The sequence below is a fragment of the Bifidobacterium sp. ESL0690 genome (assembly GCF_029392315.1).
In the GTDB taxonomy this organism is placed as follows: Bacteria; Actinomycetota; Actinomycetes; order Actinomycetales; family Bifidobacteriaceae; genus Bifidobacterium.
In genome coordinates this window covers 1215685-1236829 of sequence record NZ_CP113939.1, presented here as the reverse complement: position 1 = coordinate 1236829, position 21145 = coordinate 1215685, and the positions used below count along the sequence as shown (strand labels likewise).

Here is a 21145-nt window from a genome sequence, read left to right as displayed (position 1 = left end):
GCAATCTCAAAATAGACTCACGACCCACGATTCCCGGAACAGTATTATTTTTTTACTTTTTCTTCGACTTGCGCTCGCGGATGTGCACCGAGATCTGGATCGGGGTGCCTTCGAAGCCGAATTCCTCACGCAGCTGGCGCTCGATGTAGCGACGATAGCCATGCTCGAGGAAACCGGTGGCGAAGATGACGAAACGCGGAGGACGTGTCGACGCCTGTGTCGCAAACAAGATACGCGGCTGCTTGCCACCGCGCAACGGGTGCGGGTGGGCGGACTGGACGCGGCCGAGGAACGAGTTGAGCTTGCCGGTCGGTATGCGCTTGTCCCACGAGTCCAGCGCGGTGTTCATCGCCGAAAGCAGACGGTTGGTGTGCCAGCCGGTCTTGGCGGAGAGGTTGACACGCTGCGCCCACGTGACTTGGTCGAATTCCGTCTGCCACAGGCGTTCGAGGCGCTGACGGTCGAAGTCGTCCATCAGATCCCACTTGTTGAATACCAGCACGATGGCGCGTCCGGCGTCAACGGCCTGGCTCATCACTTTGAGATCCTGGTCGGAAATCGGCTGGGAAGCGTCGAACAACACCAGCGCAAGCTCGGAACGCTCGATGGCCGCCTGTGTACGCAGCGACGAATAGTATTCGGCGCCGGAAAGCTTGTGCAGACGACGCTTGATGCCGGCGGTGTCGATGAAGAGCCAATCCTCGTCGCCGATGCGGATGACCTCGTCGACCGGATCGCGTGTGGTTCCAGCCAGATCGTTGACCACGCTGCGTTCCTCGTGCGCCAGCTCGTTGAGCAGCGAGGATTTGCCCACGTTCGGCTTGCCGATCAGGGCAACACGGCGCAGGTTGGTCGGCGTCAGGAATCCAGAGGTCTTCTTGGCTTTTTTGAGTGTATCCACGGCCACGTCGAGCAGGTCGCCCACTCCCCTGCCGTGCATCGCGGAAATGCCGTAAGGCTCGCCCAGGCCGAGCTTCCAGAAATCGGCGGCGAGATATTCGTTGGAACCGTCGTCGATCTTGTTGACGGCCAGCACCACCGGTTTGCCGCTTTCTCGCAGCATTTTGACGATGCGTTCGTCTGTAGATGTAATACCAACTTGTCCGTCAACTACCAGCACTACAGCATCGGACAGCCCTACGGCCACCTGCGCCTGAGAGGCGATGGCGGACTCGATGCCCTCGACGTCGGTTTCCCAACCGCCGGTATCAACCAGTTTGAAGTCAGTTCCGGCCCATTCAGCGTCGTAGCTCACGCGGTCGCGGGTCACGCCTGGAGTGTCCTCCACGACGGCCGCACGACGACCGAGAATACGGTTGACCAACGTCGATTTGCCGACGTTCGGACGCCCGACCACAGCGAGTACTCCGACGGCCTTCTGTTTGGCCGCAGTATCGCCGTCAACCGTCTCGCCGGCAAGCAGCGCTTCGTCTTCCTCGTCAAGGTCGTAACCTTCGAGGTTCGCGGCATACTGCTTATACGACTGCTCTTCGGCGGCTGCATCGACCAGCGAAATGAGCTTGTCAAGCGTCTGCTCGAACGTCAAATCAGAGTTATCAACGGTCGTCACGCCATCGGCAGCTTCGAGAAAACTCGTGGCCTTGGAATCGGCTTTGTCACGGGCGATGACGTTATCGGCGCCAACGCCAGCCCCCGCAGCAGATTGCCCGGTACGCCGCGCCTGGCGGACTTCCGGGCGTGCCGTCAGAAGCACACGGACTTCCGCATTCGGAGCGACGACAGTGGTGATGTCACGTCCCTCGGCGACGATTCCAGCACCCTTCGAGAACGAATCAACGGACGCCTCGCGGTTGATATACGCCCGTTGCGCGGCAATCAGCAGATGCCGTACCGGTACGATATTCGAGACCTTCGAGACATGCGATGAGACGTTCGAATCACGAATCGCCTCGCTGATGTCCTCGCCGTCCACCAGAACCTTCGGATCGTCAGGATCAACCCCAATATCAAAATGGTCACCGGTGAACAGATCCCCCACCATTTCGGTAATGGCCTGCTCATCAACAACATCAGCATCCAAATCGGCACACTGCTTAAGGCACCACCAGGCTGCGGCGCGGTACATGGCACCAGTGTCGAGATAGGCATAGCCGAAATACTTGGCCAACGCCTTGGAAGTCGAGGATTTGCCCACGCCTGCGGGCCCGTCAATGGCTACTCGTATCACAGGCCTACCTCCTTGGCGAGCGAGCGGACTTCCGTCTGCGAAAGCACACGGTACGAACCCGGCTTCAGATCACCGAGCTTGATGGGTCCAATCTGCGTACGCACGAGCCGGCGCACAGGGAAGCCGACAGCTCCGAAGATGCGGCGGACAATGCGGTTCTTGCCCGAATGCAGCACGACCTTGACGATAGTCTGGTCACGCGAGGAATCGATAATGGCGCAATGGTCAAGCCTAATCAGTCCGTCGTCCAGGTTGACGCCTTGGGTGACCAGACGTCGGCAGATGTTGCCGCTGATGCGTCCGTCGAGCGTGGCGATATACGTCTTCTTGACTTCGTATCGGGGATGCATAACATGTTGGCTGAGCTCGCCGTCGTTGGTCATCAAGATGAGGCCTTCGGTTTCGTAATCCAAGCGCCCCATATGGAAAATGCGCTCGTATTTGTCGCCCACGATGTCGCGGAGCGTATAGCGACCCTTCGGGTCGTCCATGGTGGAAAGCACCTTCTTGGGCTTGTTCAGCGCCAAGGTGATGTGCTTGTTGTTGAGCCGAATCCTCGACCCATCGACTCGGATCTCCTGGCTCGAAGGGTCGACGCGGGTGCCGAGCTCGGTCACCAGTTCCCCGTCTACCTCCACCCGGCCTTCGGTGATGATTTCCTCACACTTGCGCCTCGAGCCGAAACCGGCCTGCGCCAAGAGTTTTTGAAGGCGAATTCCCTCATCGTAATTTTCGTGATGCGCCTTTTCGGCGTGTGAATATGCGTGTGGCATCGTTCTCCCAACGTGGCCTTGCGAAGCGTTCTCATACAACGTTTCGTCGCGTACTGAATTCGTTGTGTATCTACGTAATACTTTCTACATGAACACAACTAGACACTAGTATACAGTAATTACCGCCCTCTTGCTATCATATTGTGTTGTATGGCGGTCAATTTATATATAAAAAGGAATAATTGATGACGGAACAAAAAGCACAACACACAGGCAGCACGAATGGAAAGCCCATTTCGATTTCGGGTATTTTGGGCGAGCTCGTCGGCAGCTTCCTGATTTTTCTGGCTATTTATCTCGTTTCTGCGCTGAGCCCATCGCTCTATGGCCCTAGCGCGATTCTGATCGCTGCAGCCACGGGCCTGGCCTACGCTGCCATGACCTTCATCTTCGGCAAGTTCTCAGGTGGTCAATTCAACCCGGCAGTGACGTTGGCGGCAATGCTGACCGGCAAGACCAATTTCATCAATGGCATTTGCTACATCATCGCTCAGGTTCTTGGCGGCATCGGAGCTGGTGCAATAGTCAAGTTCGTGTTGCCGACTTCCAAGGCCGCTCCGGCCAAGATGTGGTTCGCGAACGCAGTCAACGGCTATGATCAGGGTTCCATTTCCTCCGCACAGCTGCAGCAGGCCGGCGTGAGTTTCGGCATTTTCTTCGCGATTATCGTCGAGGTCGTCGCCACGGTCATCGTGGTAGCCGCTTCGCTGCGTGCGATTGATGATGATGGCAAGGCTGCCAAGAACGCGGCGGCCATCATGGGCGTTGCATACGCGCTCGGTGTCACCTTCACCTATCCGATTACCGGTGCCTCGCTCAACCCTGCACGTGCCACCGGCATCGCCATCTTTGCCAACAACGCGGGTCTTGCCGTAAACCCGTTGAAGCAGCTCCTGATCTTCTGGATCTGCTCGATTCTCGCCGCGGCCGTCGTCGCCATCGTTGCCATCGTCGCGCAAATGCTTTCCAGCAAGCATGAGGAAGACGTTGAAGCTCTTGACGTAACAGCTGATTGGGAGAAGGACGACAACGATTCCAAGAGTGAAGACGCAGAACCTGAATCTTCTGAGCAGTCCGCTGATTTCCAAATGCCGTTCCTTGGCGATTCGAACAAGACTGAGGATTCAGCTACTCAGGCTGATGCTGAGAATGACGCAACCGTCGAAAGCATCAATTTCGGTGAAACCAAAGACTGATTGGATTGACTGACAACGATTGAAAAGCGTCGTTTACATCATCAGCCGAATACTGAAGTAAACGACCAGCAGTCCGATTCCCAGGGTGATGCCGATAAAGGCGTCGAATCCAACTGAACGGATTTTCCAAGGGCTTCGGTCTTTCAAAATCAATCTGATAAGTCCCGTGATGATGGCCGTCGCAGCGAATACCGCTGTGGCGGCCATCGTATGTCCAAGGCCTGCCAAGACAGCAGAAACGATGACCAGAACCAGCACTCCCCATTCGAACAGCGGTTTGCCTTCGTTCTTCTCGGAGACATACGGATGCTTGTGGGACATGGTCATTCCTTTTACGATAAAAATACCGGTACGTGAGCAAGTTTAGCCGCGTACCGGTATTTTAGTTTATGAAGTTATCGAAAGTTTGACGCGCAACCGCGTTTTTACTCGGTTCCACTCAGTTCAGCTGGGCTTCGCTACGCCCGACTCAGTGGAAGAAGTGTCGTGTTCCCGTCAGATACATCGTGATGCCACGCTTCTGTGCAGCTTCGATCACTTCTTTATCACGAATCGATCCGCCAGGCTGCACAATGGCCTTTACTCCGGCATCAATCAGAGCCTCGGCACCGTCTGCAAACGGGAAGAACGCATCAGAAGCGGCCACCGAGCCCTTCGAACGGTTCGCGCCATCAGCAAGCGTGTTGGCACGTTCGACGGCCAGATGGCAGGAATCGACACGGTTGACCTGCCCCATGCCGATGCCTACCGTCGCCTGGTCATGCGCCAGCAGGACAGCGTTGGATTTGACACAGCGAATCGCATGCCATGCAAAGACCAAGTCATTAAGCGTTTGTGTATCGGCGGCTTGACCGGAAACAAGTTTCCAATTTGCCGGGTTATCGCCTGGAGCATCGATTCGGTCGATGGACTGCACCAGAATGCCGCCGTCGATCTGACGGAACTGCATGTCGGTATGCGGCCGCTGCTCCACCTTGAGAATGCGCAGGTTCTTCTTGTGGGCTTTGAGCAGTTCCAGCGCCGCCGGCTCGTAATCAGGCGCCACGATGACCTCGGTGAAAATCGGACGCACGTTCTGAGCCATTTCTAGAGTCACCGTCGAGTTCGCTGCGATGACACCACCGTAGGCGCTCATCGGGTCGCAGGCATGGGCTTTGAGATGGGCTTCGGCAACGGTCTTGCCAATCGCGAGACCGCAAGGATTGTTGTGCTTGCAGACAGCCACGGCAATCTGCGGTGCGAAATCCCAGACCGCACGCCATGCCGCATCGGCGTCGACGTAATTGTTGTAGCTCATTGGCTTGCCGCCGAGCTGCTCGACATGCGCGAAACCGGTCTGGTCAAGCGCATCGACGTACAGGCTCGCCTGCTGGTGCGGGTTTTCGCCATAACGAAGCCCATGCGCATAGTCCCACGTACGAGTCAGATGTTCAGGGAACAGTGAAACTTCAGAGTCGATTTCAGCCTGCTTGTTCTCTTCCGCTTTGTCTGTATCTTGCGTGTCGGCAGAAGCGTCTTCGACAATGTTTGCTGGCTTCGGCCAGTGTCTACCGGTCCATTCGGCAATGGTAGCGTCGTAAGCTGCCGTTGTCTCGAACGCTTTGGCAGCCAACCAACGACGTTCTTCTGCCGAGAATCCGGTACCGTCGGCCACACGCCGGGCAGCCAACGCATAATCAGCAGGGTCGGTGATGACGGCCACGCTGGCACTGTTCTTCGCCGCACCACGAATCATAGAAGGTCCGCCGATATCGATTTTTTCGATGATATCGGCTTCATTCGCTCCTGACCGGACGGTATCGGCGAACGGATAGAGATTGACGATGACCATGTCAAACGGCTTGATATCGAGCGATTTGAGCTCTTCGGCCTGTGCCGGATTGGTCATATCGGCCAGGATTCCCGCGTGAATATGCGGGTCGAGCGTTTTGACCCGTCCCCCAAGGCTTTCAGGGAAACCGGTGACTTGTTGCACTTCGGTGACATCGACACCGAGCTCGGCGAGCCGTTTAGCCGTGGAACCGGTGGAAACGACTTCAGTACCGGCCTTAATAAACGCTTCAGCAAGTCCTTCGATACCGGTTTTGTCGTAAACCGAGACCAAGGCGCGCCGAATCCTGCGATTGGTTTCTGTCATCTGTTTCTCCCTTTGTTGCGGCGGTATTATGGGATTTCCGTCTCATCTTCCGGCGTTGAACCGGTAGCTGCTGATGAGGCTGAAGTAGTTGAGGCTGTGGAAACGGCATTGCCGATATCGCTATTATCGTCTGCACCATCATTTTCGTTGGCGTTCGTTTTGCCTTGGGCTCTCAGATAGCCGAAGAACAATCGCATGGCAAAGACCATGGCGACGACCACGACGGAGAGCAGCCAGGCGAACGAGAAGCCAAGGGCGGTGGGCAGGCATACCACCCGAGAGGAAGCGGCCGAATCCACGCCGACGTGGGCAAGACGGTGCTGTCCCAAAGCCCCAGAAGAGAGGCCGAAGAGGATATTCATCAGCAACGCCATCAAGGCGCTGGTAAGGAAGAAGGAAAGAATTGGGTAAATGAACTGGCCGATGATTCTGCCGATGTTCACCGGCTCTTCTGGTTTGCCGGCACCGATGGCGAAGCAGCGCGGCAAGAACAGTTCGACAGCACCGATAAGGAAGCCGCAAACGAGTGGAATCGATATGAAGCAGACGCGGAGGATGTCATTGGATACAGCTTGCGGGAATATCGCGAAAATCGGCACTGCTGGAAGGCCTGCAGCGTGGTCGTTCCATAACGTGAATGATGCGAGGTCTCCGATGGTGAAACCTGAACCGAACAGCCAGGAAATCGCCCACAGACAAAGGTTCGGCAGCCACGCCAAGGTGCAGATCGTGGTCATGATCCGGGAACCGGTCTGCATGTTGGCCAAGTGGAAGACACGTACCATAGCGCTTTGGTTGGTGACGACCCAAACCATCACCGTGATGAAGCCGATGGTCAGATAGCCCAGAAGCAGCGCAATCGTATTGGTGAATCCGAGTTTCAGGGCAATGGCAAGACGATCGGAGATGTTGTCGCGGATGAATGCGACGCACCGTTTCATCAATTTCGACTGCGGCAAAGCGCCACACAGGAAACCGACGGTGAAAACGATGGCCGTCTTGACCATGACCAACCAGATGGGGTCTTCAAGGATGACGGCGACGTTCTGCGTAAACACCCACATGATGGCCACCCACAGCAGCAGGCCCGTTACGTAGGCCTTGGGGCTTCCGGAAAGCACTTTGGTCAGCCATGCTATCAGCCAGACAAGCAAAAACATCAGGAAGAGCGGCACAATGCTCAATGTGATGGCCCCCGCTCGGAAACTCGCACCTTGACTCAGAAGCACAATTGCCAACGTCAACGGAACCGACTGGCCGGAAAGTGTGCCCCCGCCCTCTTCCATGGAGACAACCAGCAAAGTCAACGCCATGAAAAGCCCTAGGCACACCGTGAAAATCACGGATCCGCCAAGGGCTATCAGAACCCCTTTTATCCATGGCCGCTGGTTTTTGCTCATGCCTTGGAAGTACCGCCGTCCACCATCTTGCGAATCAGCTGCGCCGCCTGGCCGGGAGTCCTACCCACCGGAATTCCTGCGGCTTCGAGCGCTTCCTTCTTATCCTGCGCGGTTCCTTTGCCTCCAGAGACGATGGCGCCGGCATGGCCCATCTGCTTGCCTTCGGGAGCGGTGAATCCGGCGATATAGGCAACGACTGGCTTGGTCATATGCTCTTTGGCCCAAGCTGCAGCGTCCTGTTCGGCGTTGCCGCCGATTTCTCCGATCATGATGACGGCTTTGGTGGCATCGTCAGCTTCGAACTGCTGCAACGCTTCGACCAACGTCGTGCCGACAATGGGATCTCCACCTACTCCGATGCAAGCGGTGAAGCCGATGTCGGAGAGTTCGCCCATAAGCTGGTAGGTCAGCGTACCGGATTTGGAAACCAGGCCAAGTGGCCCCGAGGAAACGATGCCGTCGGGGATGATACCGAGATTGATGCCCTTGTCGTCGGAATCATTGGTCTCAGGAAGTTTCAGCAGTCCGGGGCAATTGGGCCCGATGATTCTGATGCCTTTTCGCAAGGCAAGTTCGACGCAATAGGCCGTGTCGGCCACGGGAATGCCTTCGGTGATGACGACAATGAGACCAATCCCGGCTTCGATGGCTTCGAGCATCGCGTCTTTTGCGAAACGTGGAGGTACGAAAATCACGCTTGCCTTGGCACCAGTGGCTTCCTTGGCCTCGCCACAGGTCGCATAGACCGGGACCGCGATATCGTCGCCGGTTTCATCGATATGGAAGGAAACGTTCTTACCGGCTTTACGCGGATTGACACCACCAACGATATTGGTACCCGCATTGAGCATACGAGCAGTATGGGTCATGCCTTGGTGGCCAGTCATTCCCTGAACGATGACCGGGGCATTGTCTTCGATGAAGAGTGTCATTTCGTGGCCTCCTTAGCGGGCTTGGCGAGCCTTGCGGCCTCTTGTGCCGCTTCCTCCATGGTGCCACTGACGTGGATGTTGGGATTATGCGCGTTTTCGAGTATCTTGAGGCCGACCTTTGCGGCGTTGCCGTCGAAACGAACGACAATCGGTTTGGAGACATTCAGCTTCTCGAGCGCTTCAAGGATGCCGTGGGCCACCTCATCGCATGCGGTGATACCACCGTAAACATTGACGAACACCGATTCGACTTGCGGGTCGGAGAGCACGATGGAAAGGCTGGTGCTCATGACCTCTGACGAAGCCCCTCCCCCGATATCGAGGAAGTTCGCCGGTTTCACGCCGGTTCCCTGATCCTCTCCTGCACCGGAGACGGCATCGAGTGAGCTCATCACCAGGCCTGCACCGTTGCCGATGACACCGACTTCGCCTTTCAAATGTACATAATGCAACCCGTGTTCTTTGGCTTTCTCCTCGAACATATCGGTGTGGGTGGTGTCAGCGAAACGTTGCCATCCGTCGTGACGGAATGCAGCGTTGTCATCCAAAGAAATCTTGGCATCAAGCGCACAAAGCTTCTTTGAAGATTCGTCATCCGGATCGCCGATTTTGGCCAGAGGATTGATTTCGACCAAGGTCGCGTCGTTGTCTTTGAAGCATTTCCACATCTTCAAAAGCACGTCTGCGGCCTGATCGACATCGGCATGGTAAAAACCAATGGATTCGGCCATTTTACGGGCGGCATCCAAGTCGAAATCCTGCAGGGCGCTGATATGCAGGCGCTTGACCGATTCAGGATGTTCTTTCGCGATTTCCTCGACTTCGGTGCCACCGTTGGCCGTCGCGAGAACGTCGAAATCCCGGGAGGACCGATCGAGGGAAATCGAAACGTAATACTCATGGAGCACGTTCTTGGCCTCGGCTACCAGAACGCCGTTGACCTTGTGGCCGCGAATCGTCATCGGCAAAATCTGCTCCGAGGAAAGAATGGCTTCATCCTGCGTTTTCGCGAGCTTCACTCCGCCTGCCTGACCACGATGTCCGGTGCGGACCTGCGCTTTGATGACGCAAGGATAGCCGATTTCGTCAGCCGCCTCGGCAACCTCATGGGAATTCTGGGCGAATATTCCCTTGGGGGTATCGATGCCTTGTTCCGCAAGCAGCTGCCGTGCCTGATATTCATAAAGATCCATGGAATCCTCTTATCCGATAAATGCTCATTCAACCTATGCGTTAGACAACTGACAATCGGCGTCAGGCTGGCATAGTGACCAATGAGCTGATTGGCATATCTCCCAGATCGCTGCGTCCGGTAAGGCCGATAAGCTCCATCACAAAGCTGAAACCGACGACCTCGCCACCTGCCTTGACGATCAGGTCTGCAGCAGCCTTTGCTGTGCCGCCTGTAGCAATCAAATCATCGACGATCAGCACCCTGTCGCCAGGCTTGACCGCTTCTTTTTCGATTTCGACCTTTGCCTCACCGTATTCAAGCGAATAGCTTTCACCGATGGTTTCAGGAGGCAGTTTTCCGGCCTTGCGCACCGCGAGGAAACGCTTGCCGAGTTTGGCCGCCAGCGGCGGGCCAATGAGGAATCCTCGGGCTTCCAGACCAGCGATATAGTCAAAGGAATCCGCAGGAACCGGCAGTGCCAATTCAAGCGCCTTGATCATGATAGAGAATCCGCGTGCATCGGCAAGCACCGGAATGAAATCACGGAACAGCACACCCTCTTTCGGGAAACCGGGGATGGTGCGAATGAGCGAAGCCATGTATTGTGCATCCTCTGCACCGACCTTGCCGAGCTCTGTGATGGTGATATCCGATTGTGTCATGAGCAAGCCTTACTGCCTAGTGGCCATTAATTACTGAATTTTTGGAACCGTACTTTCGTTTCGGCCCCACACCTATGAACGAGGAATTACTTGGTTTCCCCGCTGTCTTCTTCAGCCTTGGCATCTTCCTTGGAAGAATCTTCGGCAGAAGCATCGTCCGCGTTTTCCTCATCGTCATCCGACGTTTGTTCAGTTTCGTCGTTTTCACTGTCGCCATCGAAGGGCTTTTGTGCCTGATTATCAGATGATGACGTCTGGTTCTCAGTGGTGTCGGCATCTTCTGCGTCATTGGCGGAATCCTCATCGTCGCTGACGATCGGGTTACCGTCTTCGTCCACTTCGTCATCATCGATGTAGGCCGGACGCTCATATTTCTTGCTGATGGCGCGGAAGATGAAACGCATCTTCGAGCCTTCGGAATCGATGACGATCTCTTCATACTTGGTATCGACGGAAACGACTTTACCGATGATGCCACCGATGGTCTGCACCAACTCACCGGGCTGCAGCGAAGTGCGGAAATCCTGGACTTTCTGCTGCTGTTGCTTCGATTTGCGCGATTGCCACCACATCACGGCAATCATCAAGATAATAAAGACGAAAAGAATGATCGAATTGCCACCACTCACAGGGAACTCCAATCGGACGAAACGTTACATACGGACTTGCTGAAGATGCCAAACTCGCTGATATCTACATACCTACCGTATCGGATTTTAGAATAACTTGTTGACATCATCTTTCGGTGTCAAGCCCAGATGTTGCCACGCTTTTTGCGTCGCGACCCTGCCTTTCGGCGTACGTACCAGGAACCCTTCGCGTACCAGATACGGCTCGCAGACGGTTTCCACCGTTTCGGATTCCTCGCCTACCATCGCCGAAAGATTGTTGAGGCCGACCGGGCCGCCGTCAAAATTCTTGACGATGGCATTCAAAACCGCCAAATCAAGCCGGTCAAGACCTTCGGAATCAATCTGATAGAGCTCCAATGCCGCCTGGACGTCGTCGGGGCCAATCTCATCGAGGTCGTGGACGATAGCCCAGTCACGGACACGCCGCAGCAGACGGTTGGCAATACGAGGCGTGCCGCGGCTGCGCAGGGAAAGCTGCCGGGCGCTGCCGTCGGCCAGATTGATGCCGAGCACGCCAGCGCTCCGTTCGATCAACCGTTCCAGCTCCTCATGCGGATAGAAATCCAGATGAGCGGTGAACCCGAAACGGGCACGCAACGGAGAAGGCAGCATGCCCTCGCGTGTGGTGGCGCCTATGACGGTGAAACGAGGCAATGTCAGCGGAATGGAGGAAGCGCCAGGCCCTTTGCCGACCATCACATCGACACGAAAATCCTCCATGGCGATATACAGCAGCTCTTCCGCCGGTCGCGGCAAGCGGTGAATCTCGTCGATAAAGAGCACTTCACCTTCGTCGAGAGAGCTCAGAATCGAAGCCAGATCGCCGGCATGCTGAATCGCGGGGCCAGAAGTGACGCGAATGGGCACCTGCAACTCGTTGGCCACAATCATCGCCAACGTGGTCTTGCCAAGTCCCGGAGGGCCGGCAAGCAGGATATGGTCCGGCGGCACGTCGCGTTTCCTTGCGGCATCGAGGAAAAGCTGTAGCTGCGCCTTGAGCAGCGGCTGACCGATGAAACCTTCCAGTGCTCGCGGGCGAAGTTCCTCATCGCTGACCGGTTCGTTACCGATGGGTTCGGAGGAAATCATACGCAACGATTGCTCGTCGACTCCCTTATTGGATTGTGGTCCGTTGGTCTCTGCCATGATGATTTAGCGCCCCCGATCCAAAGATGTCAATGCCAGTTTCAGAACTTTGGGAATATCCGAATTCTGTAGTGGAGTCTCGATGCCATTGTCTTTGCAGACCTTGGTGACGGCGTGAGCCGCGTCATTTTCCCGCCATCCCAAGGAAACAAGACCTTCGATGACCTCTGTGGTGCCCGCATCGTATTCTGGTTCGGCTGAGGCTCTCCCGCTTTCGATTTCATCGAGGTTGATGGAGCCGCGCAGCTCAAGGATGATTTTTTGCGCGCCTTTTTTGCCCAAGCCCGGAGCCTTTGCCAGTGCTGCTGCGTCTCCGTCCATAACGGTTTTCGCAAGCTTGTCCGGCGGAAGCGTGGAGAGCAACGACAACGCCACACGCGGGCCGATGCCGCTGACCTTCTGCAATTGCAGGAACATGCGTTTTGAAGATTGTGATAGGAATCCGTATAACGCGATGGCATCTTGCGAGACGTTCAGTGAAGTAAACACTTTGGCTTCCTGACCGGAATGCAACGCGGAAAGTTCGGCTGCAGGCATACGCACTTCGAAACCGATGCCGTTGACGTCAATCAAGGCGGAGACATCCCCGACGCCTTCCACCCTGCCGTTGAGCATCCCTATCATTGCCACTCCAAGCCGTTGAACTGTGCCGATTGCTCGGTACAAAGCGTATATTTGCCAATACTGCGCAAATCAAGAAAATGCAAGGGCCTAAAACCAAGAACCCAAGCATTTTCAATATTCGAACATCTGTTCGATAGCTTACATGCCCCTATCGACGCTGTGGCGTTTCTTGGCGTGCTGCTGAGCCTGGGCCCATTGGCGTTGGGCCAGAGTCAGATGTTGCTCACGTTCCCCGCCTTGAAGCGCGCCGGACGGCCGCAACGCATGGCATATCGCCTGTGCCAAGGCATCGGCGGCATCGGCAGGTTCCGGAATCTTGTTGAGGTTCAGAATGCGCGCGACCATGCGTTCCACCTGGATCTTTTCGGCTCGTCCGTTGCCGGTAACGGCCATCTTGGCTTCCGTCGGCGTGTGCAAAGCCACGGGAATGCCACGTTGAGCCGCCGCCAGCATGGCTAGCCCGGCCGCCTGAGCGGTGCCCAGTACGGTGTTGCGGTTCTCCTGAGCGAACACGCGTTCGATGGAAACCGTATCAGGCGAAAACCTGTCGATTTTAGAGACAAGTCCGTTGTAGATGGCCAGCAGGCGCAGATCCTGCGAAATATGCGGGTCACTGCGCACGACATCGACGTGAACAAAAGAAAGCCGGCGCGATGCGTCGGCTTCAATCACACCGACCCCGCAGCGTGTAAGCCCGGGGTCGACGCCAAGAATAATCACAGCGGATTACTCCTCTGCATCCAGCTGTTCCATAACCTCATCCGAGGCGGTCCAGTTGCTGTAGATGTTCTGCACATCGTCGAGGTCATCGAGGTTGTCGATGAGCTTGGAAACCTTCTGTGCATCCTCAAGGCTCAAATCAACCTCGGTCTTGGGAATCATCACCAGATCGGCCGAATCATAGTCGATGTTGGCCTTCTGCAGCGCCTCGCGCACTGCAACCATATCTTCGGGAGCGGTGACGACGACATAGACCTCGCCCTCGTCACGCACATCCTCGGCACCGTCTTCGGCCGCGAGCTCGAACAGCTTGTCATAATCAAGCCCTTCGGAAGGAACCACGATCTGGCCCTTGCGCTCGAAGTTGAAGCTCACGGAACCGGAGGTGGCCAGCGAGCCATTGCCCTTGGTCAGTGTGGAACGCACTTCGGCGGCCGCACGGTTGCGGTTGTCGGTGAGGCACTCGATGATCAGGCCCACGCCCGCAGGCGCATAGCCTTCGTAAGTGATGCTCTCGTAATTGGCGGCACCGGCTTCGGCGCCGGACCCACGCTTGATGGCGCGCTTGATGTTGTCGGACGGCATCGAGGACTTCTTGGCCTTGACGATGGCGTCGTAAAGCGTCGGATTGCCGTCGGGGTCGCCGCCGCCCAGACGTGCTGCGATTTCGATGTTCTTGATGAGTTTGGCGAACAGCTTGCCGCGCTTCGAATCGATGGCGGCCTTCTTGTTTTTAGTGGTCGCCCACTTGGAATGCCCTGACATATTGCTCCTAGCAGGTATACGAATACGTTAAACGTAACAATTTTAAAGCGGTTTCACGACAATACGCGGGCGTAGACCTCCAGAACCCGATCGGCCACCACCGGCCAGTCATATCGTTTGGAACGTTCAAAGCCCGCCTGCCGCAAGTGTTCACGACGCTCCGGATTGTCCAGCAGCGAAATTATCTGCCGGGCACAATCATGCCCATCACCGTTGGCAAACAACGCCGCATCGTCGCCGTCCTGTGCGACGGCCGCGAAGGCATCAAGGTCACTGGATACCACAGCGCACGAGGCGGCCATGGCCTCCACCAATACGATGCCGAAGCTTTCTCCCCCGGTTTGTGGGGCGACGTAGACATCGAGCGATTTGTAGAACCGGGCTTTGTCTTTATCGCTGATACGACCGAGGAATTCGAAGCGTTTGGACAACATTCCGCTCGGATCGACCTTGCCGAGAATCTTCAGTGCGTCCTGCTCCCCCGTGCCGGCACAAAGGAAGCGTGCCGAAGGGTAGCGTTTGATGATGTCATTTGCAGCGCGCGCGAAAACGGAGAATCCCTTGCGGGCCTCCCCCATGCGTCCCAAGAAGCCGATGGTCGGTCGTTCTGGAGTGCCAAGCCAAGCGGCTTTGGGCTGGGCGGTGGCAAAGAACTTGCAATTGATGCCATTGGGAATGACATCATATTCGATATCGCGCGGGCCGTAATGGTCGACCACCTGCTTGGCGGCCTCGGAAACGCAAATACCCGCCGAAAGTGGTGAGAGATACTGCCTTAAATAACCTTGGAAAAACCGCAGAACCAACGGATACGGGTCGAAAGCCGCATGGAACGTCCCGACGAACGGCGGATGGTGAATCATGGTAAGCGGCTTGTGACTCAGTGACGGGCATTCGGGCTCATGCAGATGAACGATATCGAAATGACCCTGCTTGACCCATCGGCGCGCACGCGGCCCGACGAAACCGAAATAACTCAGGCGTGCAACGGAACCGTTGTATGGAATGGAAAACGAGGAATCGTTGGTGGTCACCCAAAGCGGCATATCCCTGGTGCGTCGGCCCGGAGCCAGCACTTCCACTTTATGGCCGCGTTTCATCAGTTCTTCGGCGAAATCGCGGATATGGAACTGCACTCCGCCAGGAGTCTCGAACGAATACGGCGAGATGATGCCAACATTTAGTTTCCTGCCGTGAAGCGGGTCCGGGCGCTGGTTGGTTCCATCGTTTTCTACATAGGACATGATTCTTTATTCTGCCATAGATTCGGTATTTCGACGTGTGTTTCCGGTTCAATCATTATAGAGACAATAATCACGTTGTGGTTTTCGTTGATTGTATCGGGTTATCGTTTTTATCGGTTTTTGTTGATTTGCTTGAGCTCGGCCATTACTTCGTCGGGAACATCCTTGAGACGCGAGATATCCAGGTCCTCGATGAATATCGGCTGGAGCATGTGCCAGTCCTCAGGATGAGCGGAGATATCACGGCTCCATACGTCGACCCATGCCTGGCTGATGGCGTGGATGGCCTCTTCACACGGCAGGCTGCGGAAGCGGTCAATATCCACTGGTGCGCTGATATCGACGACGTACCCATAACGGATGCCGGCCTTGCGTCGGGCTTCGCCATGAAGTTTCTCGCGGTACATGTTGACGACGAACAACGGCTTGCCGGTGTCCAGCGCCAATGTTGCCGGCCCCCGTGCGACGCGAATGGTGGAGCCGAAGGCATGGACGAATTCGCCATGACGGCTGAGGTCCCTGTCGGCAAGCAGCGGCACCAAAACGTGTGGCTTGGCCAGCGCATCTTCGAGTTTCTCAATAAGATGCGGCTGACCGGTGAGCAGCACGGTGATATCCATACGTTTGCGGATTTCGATGAACGTGTCGAGCAGTTTTTGGTTTTTCAACCGTTCCGCCGTAACGGTTACGGGTGCGAGCACGTTGGCCGCAAGAAACCCTTCGTAATCCCAGTTGCCCTGATGACTGATGGCCATGGGGGCACTGCCCGGATTGTCATGCACGAGTTCCTTGCAAATCGGTAGTCCCGGCCCGATCGGCCTGGCACGGGCGAGAAGCCGTTCGTCAGAATGGCCGCCTACGGTCATCGCCTCTGCGAAATAGGTGAAATAGGAACGCATACCATGAAGGCTGGCTTTGCGAACCGCTTTTTCGCTTACCGTGCCGTCTCTGGATTCAAGGACATGACGAAGATTGCGTTCGAGTTGCTTTACTCCCCCGATATGCAGGAACCAACACACGTTTGCTGCGAACAGGAACAGGCCTCGCAACAATGGTTCTGGGATAATCCTCGGATGTTTGGCAAGAAATACCAGGAAATTATCGAACATAGGTGTAACAGATCTTTCGGATATTCAAACGGATTCGAAAACGTTGCCACGCTTACCATACAGCGCGATCGCCATAATGTATTACGTAAAGTATAGAACTTTAACAAAGACGGGAAATCCAATAGAATCGATAAAGCCTGTCTCGCATGTCATAAGGAACATGTAAGGCAGGCTTTACACTACTTTCAGATTGCGCCGTCCGCTTTCATCTGCCGACGTACCTCGAAGATGCGCTGGAAAACGGTAATCGTGCCCAACACGGCGAGAACGACAATGAAGGCCATAAGCCAACGAGGATCGCCGAAAACGCCACTCAAGAGCATGCCGACAAGAATGATGACCAAGCGGTCGCTTCTGGTGGCGATGCCATTTTTGGCTTCATAACCCACCGATTCGGCACGGGCACGGGCGTAGGAGGTGACGAACGAGGTCATCATCGCATACATCGACGCCCCGATACCGATCCAACCGATCACGTCATCCATATCGATGGAACCGGAGGCGATCGACATGCCACCGTGCAACAGGAAATACAGCACTACGGCGAACAGCACGGCCCAATCGGCGATGCGGTCAAGCGTCGAATCGAGGAAGGCGCCGAATTTGGTACCGCCCGTGGTCAATGCCGCCACCGAACCGTCCAGCGAATCGAATGCCGCAAGAATGGCCATCAGTATGGAGCCAGGAATAAGCCAGCCGGTGATTCCCGTGGCGATGGCCACGAGAATCGTACCGACGGCTCCGATAACGGTCACTGCGTTCGCCGTGAGCCCCATCGCCACCAAGAGCTTAGCGATAGGCGCGATGAGGCGTTTGAACGGTGGTCGTAGTTTTTCGAGCATGCTTACGCTTTCCTCAGCAGCTTTCTCTTACTTGGTCGCTTGAGCGAAATCGTCGGCATTGTTGACCTGAGCGCGAGACTTGATGACCTTCAGAATGTCGGCCTTGGCCGTCTCGACGGGCACGCCGTTCAGCTGGCTGCCGTCGCGGAAGCGGAAACTCACGGCATTCTTGTTGACATCGTCTTCACCAACGATCAGGGTGAATGGCACCTTGGACTTGGAGGCGTTGCGAATCTTCTTGCCGAAGCGGTCGTCGGAGGTGTCCATCTCGCAGCGCACCGTCTCCTGGGTCAGGGAGTCGATGAACTTCTGAAGATGAGGCGCGAACTCATCGGCCACCGGAATGCCCGTGACCTGAACCGGGGCAAGCCAGACCGGGAAGGCACCGGCATAGTGCTCGAGCAGAATGGCGAAGAAGCGCTCGATGGAGCCGAACAGGGCACGGTGAATCATCACCGGGCGCTGGTGGGTGCCGTCCTTGGCGATGTACTCGAGCTTGAAGCGCTCGGGCAGGTTGAAGTCGAGCTGGATGGTCGAGATCTGCCAAGTGCGGCCGATGGCGTCGCGGGCCTGCACCGAGATCTTCGGGCCGTAGAACGCGGCCCCGCCCGGATCGGCCACGAGGTCGAGTCCGGATTCCTCGGCGACCTCACGTAGCGTCTCGGTGGCTTCCGTCCAGATTTCGTCGGAGCCGACGAACTTCTTCTCGTCCTTGGTGGAAAGCTCGAGGTAGAAGTCGCTCAGGCCGAAGTCACGCAGCACCTTCAGCACGAAGTTCAGGATGGACTTGAGCTCGTCCTTCATCTGCTCGCGGGTGCAGTAAATATGGGAATCGTCCTGCGTCAAACCACGGACTCGGGTCAGGCCGTGGACCTCGCCACTCTTTTCGTAGCGGTAGACGGTGCCGAACTCGAAGAGGCGCAGCGGCAGTTCCTTGTAGGAGCGCTGGCGGGACTTGAAGATGAGGTTGTGCATCGGGCAGTTCATCGGCTTCAGGTAGTAGTCGAAGCCCTTCTTGGTGATGTTGCCGTCCTCGTCCACCTCTTCGTCCAGGTGCATCGGCGGGAACATGCCGTCCTTGTACCACTGCAGGTGGCCGCTGGTCTCGTAGAGGCCGCCCTTGGTAATGTGCGGGGTCTGCACGAAGCTATAGCCGGCCTTGCGGTGCATTTCGCGGGAGTAGTCTTCCATGGCGTTGATGATGGCGCCGCCCTTCGGGTGGAAGACGGGCAGGCCGGGTCCGATCTCCTCCGGGAAGGAGAACAGGTCCATTTCGGCGCCAAGCTTGCGGTGGTCGCGCTTGGCGGCCTCCTCCATACGAGCCTGATAGGCCTTCAGATCTTCCTTGGAAGCCCATGCCGTGCCGTAGATGCGCTGCATCGACGGGTTGTGCTCGTCTCCGAGCCAGTAGGCGGCGGCGGTACGTTCCAGCTTGAACGCCTTGATATAACGGGTGTTGGGCAGGTGAGGCCCCTGGCAGAGATCCTTCCAGACGATGTTGCCATCGCGGTCGAGATTGTCATACATTGTGATTTCGCCCTGATTCGGCACCTCGGTGCCGACGGTCTCATCGATGTCTTCCTTCTTTTTGCCGATGAGCTCAAGCTTGTAAGGCTGGTCGACCTCTTCTTTTCTGGCTTCGTCTTCGCTCACCACGCGGCGGCGGAAGGACTGCGAGGACTTGATGATTCGCTTCATGCGCTTGTCGATTTCCTTCAGATCGTCAGGGGTGAAGGGCTTGTCGACGTCAAAATCGTAATAGAAGCCATTTTCGATGGCCGGACCGATGCCGAGCTTGGCATCCGGACGAATCTCCTGAACGGCCTGCGCCATGACGTGGGTGGCGGAGTGGCGCATGATGGCCAGGCCGTCCTCACTGTCCAAAGTGATGGGTTCGACGGTATCACCGTCATGAAGCGGAGTGTAAAGGTCACGAGGCTTGCCATTGAGACGAACGGCGATGATGTTCTTGTCATCTGCGAAAAGATCGGTGCCGGTCTGCGTGGCTTCCACCTCCTTTGCTTCGCCGTTGAGTTTGATGGAGATGGTTTGTTCAGCCATGGTTATGTGTCCTTTGCTTTCAGGGCCCGCGTTACTAGGGGCAGGCCGGGACGGAAATCAACAGTGCCAACGATATGGGTTATGCGCGACATACGAAGATAACTATGCATCTTCAAGATTACTTACTGTGCGGGGTTCTGGGATATACCTTATTCGGGACGCTCCTTGGCCGCTCGGCCGTGTCTTACGCCCGAACAAGGCATATCCCAGAACCCCAATCAGGATTGATAAAGAATAAAATAAATTTCAAAGCGTGGATAGGATTCGGTGGCACTGCCGTGATAAGAAGGGAATGGAGCGGACAACGGGACTCGGACCCGCGCTCTCGACCTTGGCAAGGTCGCGCTTTACCAACTAAGCTATGTCCGCAAAAGACAACAGTCTGAAAATATACAGGTACATTATTCATCGCGCAAGTCACCGGCGCGTCCTGGAAAAGGCATCCATTTTACGCGGAATTCGACAGACTTCAACAGACGAACATCATGCCAGCGATATTCCCGAAAGTCCAGCGATTCCATCATGCCCGAAAATTTAGCAGCAACAAGATTCCGGTAGAAGTGTTGCCGATGAATTGCGGAGCATGCCGCAGGCTTATCACAACGAACGAAGGAAATATCTTCCGGTGCGTCGCGAAGCCACCAACATGGTGTTATTGCCCATCTCACGCCAGCCATCATCCGCATTCTGACGGAATCCGGAACTTGCGGCCAATACCCCCAACCCATGGTTCTTGTCGTCTCTGATATCGCGGAAACGCATGGCTGAGTAGTCGTCACCCTGACCGGTCCAACCATAATCATTGTAGAACTCTATGATCTCCGGCAAGGTCTTTCCTCCACGGCCGGCCTCAACGGCAACCATTTCCTCGGCGTCACGCACAATGCAGTTGTAGCTTGAAGTCGGATAGGTCTCGCGCAACTTTGCGATAGCATGCAACACGGCATCACTTAGGTTCATGTCCTGCCGGACATACCCGACTATGACGGCGAAAAAGATCGCCGAGTCACTGTGGATGCTGATTGATTCGACAATGTCGCGATCCACTTCAAAATCAGGATTATCAAGAATATTGACATTGTCCGCATCGACGATATGTCCATTGTGTATGAATTCAATGCCATCGAGCGCAAACGGCTGCAGATTTTCCATGACCCCGGCGATGCCAGGGCTTCCCCAGCGGAAATGCCACAGTGCCGACTGCGCGGGTATGTCCGCCAAAGAGGAAAACACGGGATCAACACAGGCGGCAACCGTGGTGTGGTAAGTCCGGTCATCCGACAATTGGGATGCCCCGTCACCCGCGAAGCCTTTCAAGGACGCGCCCCAGCCGTCCTTATGGATCTCACTAAGCCTGCGAAAATCCGCGGTATCGGCCTCCCCCAGAATATCCTTCAAACTCAATTCAGCCGCATTGACGCAATATCCAAGCAATCTGCACATGGCTGCCAACTATAATTGCATTGTTCGAGAAAAGGCCGGCTCAGGTCATAATAACCTGCCAAGTTTCCTGATCAAGAGGTATCCGTGAAATAACAAA

At 55.9% G+C, this 21145-nt stretch carries 19 protein-coding genes and 1 tRNA gene; 1 reads left to right on the top strand and 19 read right to left on the bottom strand.

Annotated elements, in window-relative coordinates; genetic code table 11:
• Nucleotides 1–52: 52 nt before the first annotated feature.
• Both der and OZX62_RS04980 read right to left on the bottom strand, forming a co-directional pair.
• The gene (gene der / locus OZX62_RS04985) at nucleotides 53–2188 is read right to left on the bottom strand and encodes a bifunctional cytidylate kinase/GTPase Der (RefSeq protein ID WP_277176913.1); all 2136 of its coding nucleotides are present in this window, start codon (nucleotides 2186–2188) and stop codon (nucleotides 53–55) included.
• Complete coding sequence (locus tag OZX62_RS04980) at nucleotides 2185–2961, bottom strand: pseudouridine synthase (RefSeq protein ID WP_277176911.1); 777 nt, start codon at nucleotides 2959–2961, stop codon at nucleotides 2185–2187. The genes der and OZX62_RS04980 overlap by 4 nt, the downstream gene beginning before the upstream one ends.
• A 185-nt stretch (nucleotides 2962–3146) precedes the next feature.
• Here OZX62_RS04980 and OZX62_RS04975 point away from each other — a divergent pair, with 185 nt between their 5' ends.
• On the top strand, nucleotides 3147–4157 hold the full coding sequence (locus OZX62_RS04975; RefSeq protein WP_277176910.1) for an aquaporin: 1011 nt from the start codon (nucleotides 3147–3149) through the stop codon (nucleotides 4155–4157).
• A 33-nt stretch (nucleotides 4158–4190) separates the two neighbouring features.
• Here OZX62_RS04975 and OZX62_RS04970 read toward each other — a convergent pair whose 3' ends face one another.
• The 17 genes from OZX62_RS04970 to OZX62_RS04890 all read right to left on the bottom strand — a co-directional run bounded on the left by OZX62_RS04970 (nucleotide 4191) and on the right by OZX62_RS04890 (nucleotide 21057).
• Nucleotides 4191–4478, bottom strand: coding sequence for a DUF3017 domain-containing protein (locus OZX62_RS04970; RefSeq protein WP_277176909.1), 288 nt, complete (start codon nucleotides 4476–4478; stop codon nucleotides 4191–4193).
• Between the two features lie 148 nt (nucleotides 4479–4626).
• Nucleotides 4627–6294 carry a bifunctional phosphoribosylaminoimidazolecarboxamide formyltransferase/IMP cyclohydrolase gene (purH, locus tag OZX62_RS04965; RefSeq protein WP_277176908.1) on the bottom strand — a complete coding sequence of 556 codons (1668 nt, stop codon included), beginning with the start codon at nucleotides 6292–6294 and terminating at the stop codon, nucleotides 4627–4629.
• Between the two features lie 26 nt (nucleotides 6295–6320).
• Nucleotides 6321–7607 carry a DUF6350 family protein gene (locus tag OZX62_RS04960; protein ID WP_277176907.1) on the bottom strand — a complete coding sequence of 429 codons (1287 nt, stop codon included), beginning with the start codon at nucleotides 7605–7607 and terminating at the stop codon, nucleotides 6321–6323.
• A gap of 83 nt (nucleotides 7608–7690) precedes the next feature.
• Entirely contained in the window at nucleotides 7691–8626 is a 936-nt protein-coding gene (sucD, locus tag OZX62_RS04955; RefSeq protein WP_277176906.1) for a succinate--CoA ligase subunit alpha, read from the bottom strand.
• Nucleotides 8623–9819 (bottom strand): ADP-forming succinate--CoA ligase subunit beta, encoded by a 1197-nt coding sequence (sucC, locus tag OZX62_RS04950; RefSeq protein WP_277176904.1) that lies wholly within the window; start codon nucleotides 9817–9819, stop codon nucleotides 8623–8625. Before sucC ends, sucD begins: the two co-directional genes overlap by 4 nt.
• Before the next feature lie 61 nt (nucleotides 9820–9880).
• A complete protein-coding gene (locus OZX62_RS04945; protein WP_277176903.1) occupies nucleotides 9881–10462 on the bottom strand; it encodes an adenine phosphoribosyltransferase in 582 nt (193 codons plus the stop codon).
• Between the two features lie 86 nt (nucleotides 10463–10548).
• On the bottom strand, nucleotides 10549–11091 hold the full coding sequence (locus OZX62_RS04940) for a preprotein translocase subunit YajC (RefSeq protein ID WP_277176902.1): 543 nt from the start codon (nucleotides 11089–11091) through the stop codon (nucleotides 10549–10551).
• 87 nt (nucleotides 11092–11178) lie between these two features.
• Nucleotides 11179–12240, bottom strand: a complete 1062-nt coding sequence (ruvB, locus tag OZX62_RS04935; protein WP_277176901.1) for a Holliday junction branch migration DNA helicase RuvB — start codon at nucleotides 12238–12240, stop codon at nucleotides 11179–11181.
• Between the two features lie 6 nt (nucleotides 12241–12246).
• Complete coding sequence (gene ruvA / locus OZX62_RS04930) at nucleotides 12247–12864, bottom strand: Holliday junction branch migration protein RuvA (RefSeq protein ID WP_277176900.1); 618 nt, start codon at nucleotides 12862–12864, stop codon at nucleotides 12247–12249.
• A gap of 138 nt (nucleotides 12865–13002) precedes the next feature.
• Entirely contained in the window at nucleotides 13003–13584 is a 582-nt protein-coding gene (gene ruvC, locus OZX62_RS04925; RefSeq protein ID WP_277176899.1) for a crossover junction endodeoxyribonuclease RuvC, read from the bottom strand.
• A gap of 6 nt (nucleotides 13585–13590) precedes the next feature.
• The gene (locus tag OZX62_RS04920) at nucleotides 13591–14349 is read right to left on the bottom strand and encodes a YebC/PmpR family DNA-binding transcriptional regulator (RefSeq protein ID WP_277176898.1); all 759 of its coding nucleotides are present in this window, start codon (nucleotides 14347–14349) and stop codon (nucleotides 13591–13593) included.
• A 53-nt stretch (nucleotides 14350–14402) separates the two neighbouring features.
• A complete protein-coding gene (locus tag OZX62_RS04915) occupies nucleotides 14403–15593 on the bottom strand; it encodes a glycosyltransferase family 4 protein (protein WP_277176897.1) in 1191 nt (396 codons plus the stop codon).
• A gap of 110 nt (nucleotides 15594–15703) precedes the next feature.
• A complete protein-coding gene (locus OZX62_RS04910; protein ID WP_277176896.1) occupies nucleotides 15704–16702 on the bottom strand; it encodes a phosphatidylinositol mannoside acyltransferase in 999 nt (332 codons plus the stop codon).
• Between the two features lie 185 nt (nucleotides 16703–16887).
• The gene (locus OZX62_RS04905) at nucleotides 16888–17544 is read right to left on the bottom strand and encodes a CDP-alcohol phosphatidyltransferase family protein (protein ID WP_277176895.1); all 657 of its coding nucleotides are present in this window, start codon (nucleotides 17542–17544) and stop codon (nucleotides 16888–16890) included.
• A gap of 27 nt (nucleotides 17545–17571) precedes the next feature.
• Nucleotides 17572–19605 (bottom strand): threonine--tRNA ligase, encoded by a 2034-nt coding sequence (gene thrS / locus OZX62_RS04900; RefSeq protein WP_277176894.1) that lies wholly within the window; start codon nucleotides 19603–19605, stop codon nucleotides 17572–17574.
• Nucleotides 19606–19898: 293 nt separating this feature from the next.
• Nucleotides 19899–19974 (bottom strand) — tRNA-Gly (locus OZX62_RS04895).
• A 228-nt stretch (nucleotides 19975–20202) separates the two neighbouring features.
• Nucleotides 20203–21057 (bottom strand): class II glutamine amidotransferase, encoded by an 855-nt coding sequence (locus tag OZX62_RS04890; protein WP_348519302.1) that lies wholly within the window; start codon nucleotides 21055–21057, stop codon nucleotides 20203–20205.
• Nucleotides 21058–21145 lie beyond the last annotated feature (88 nt).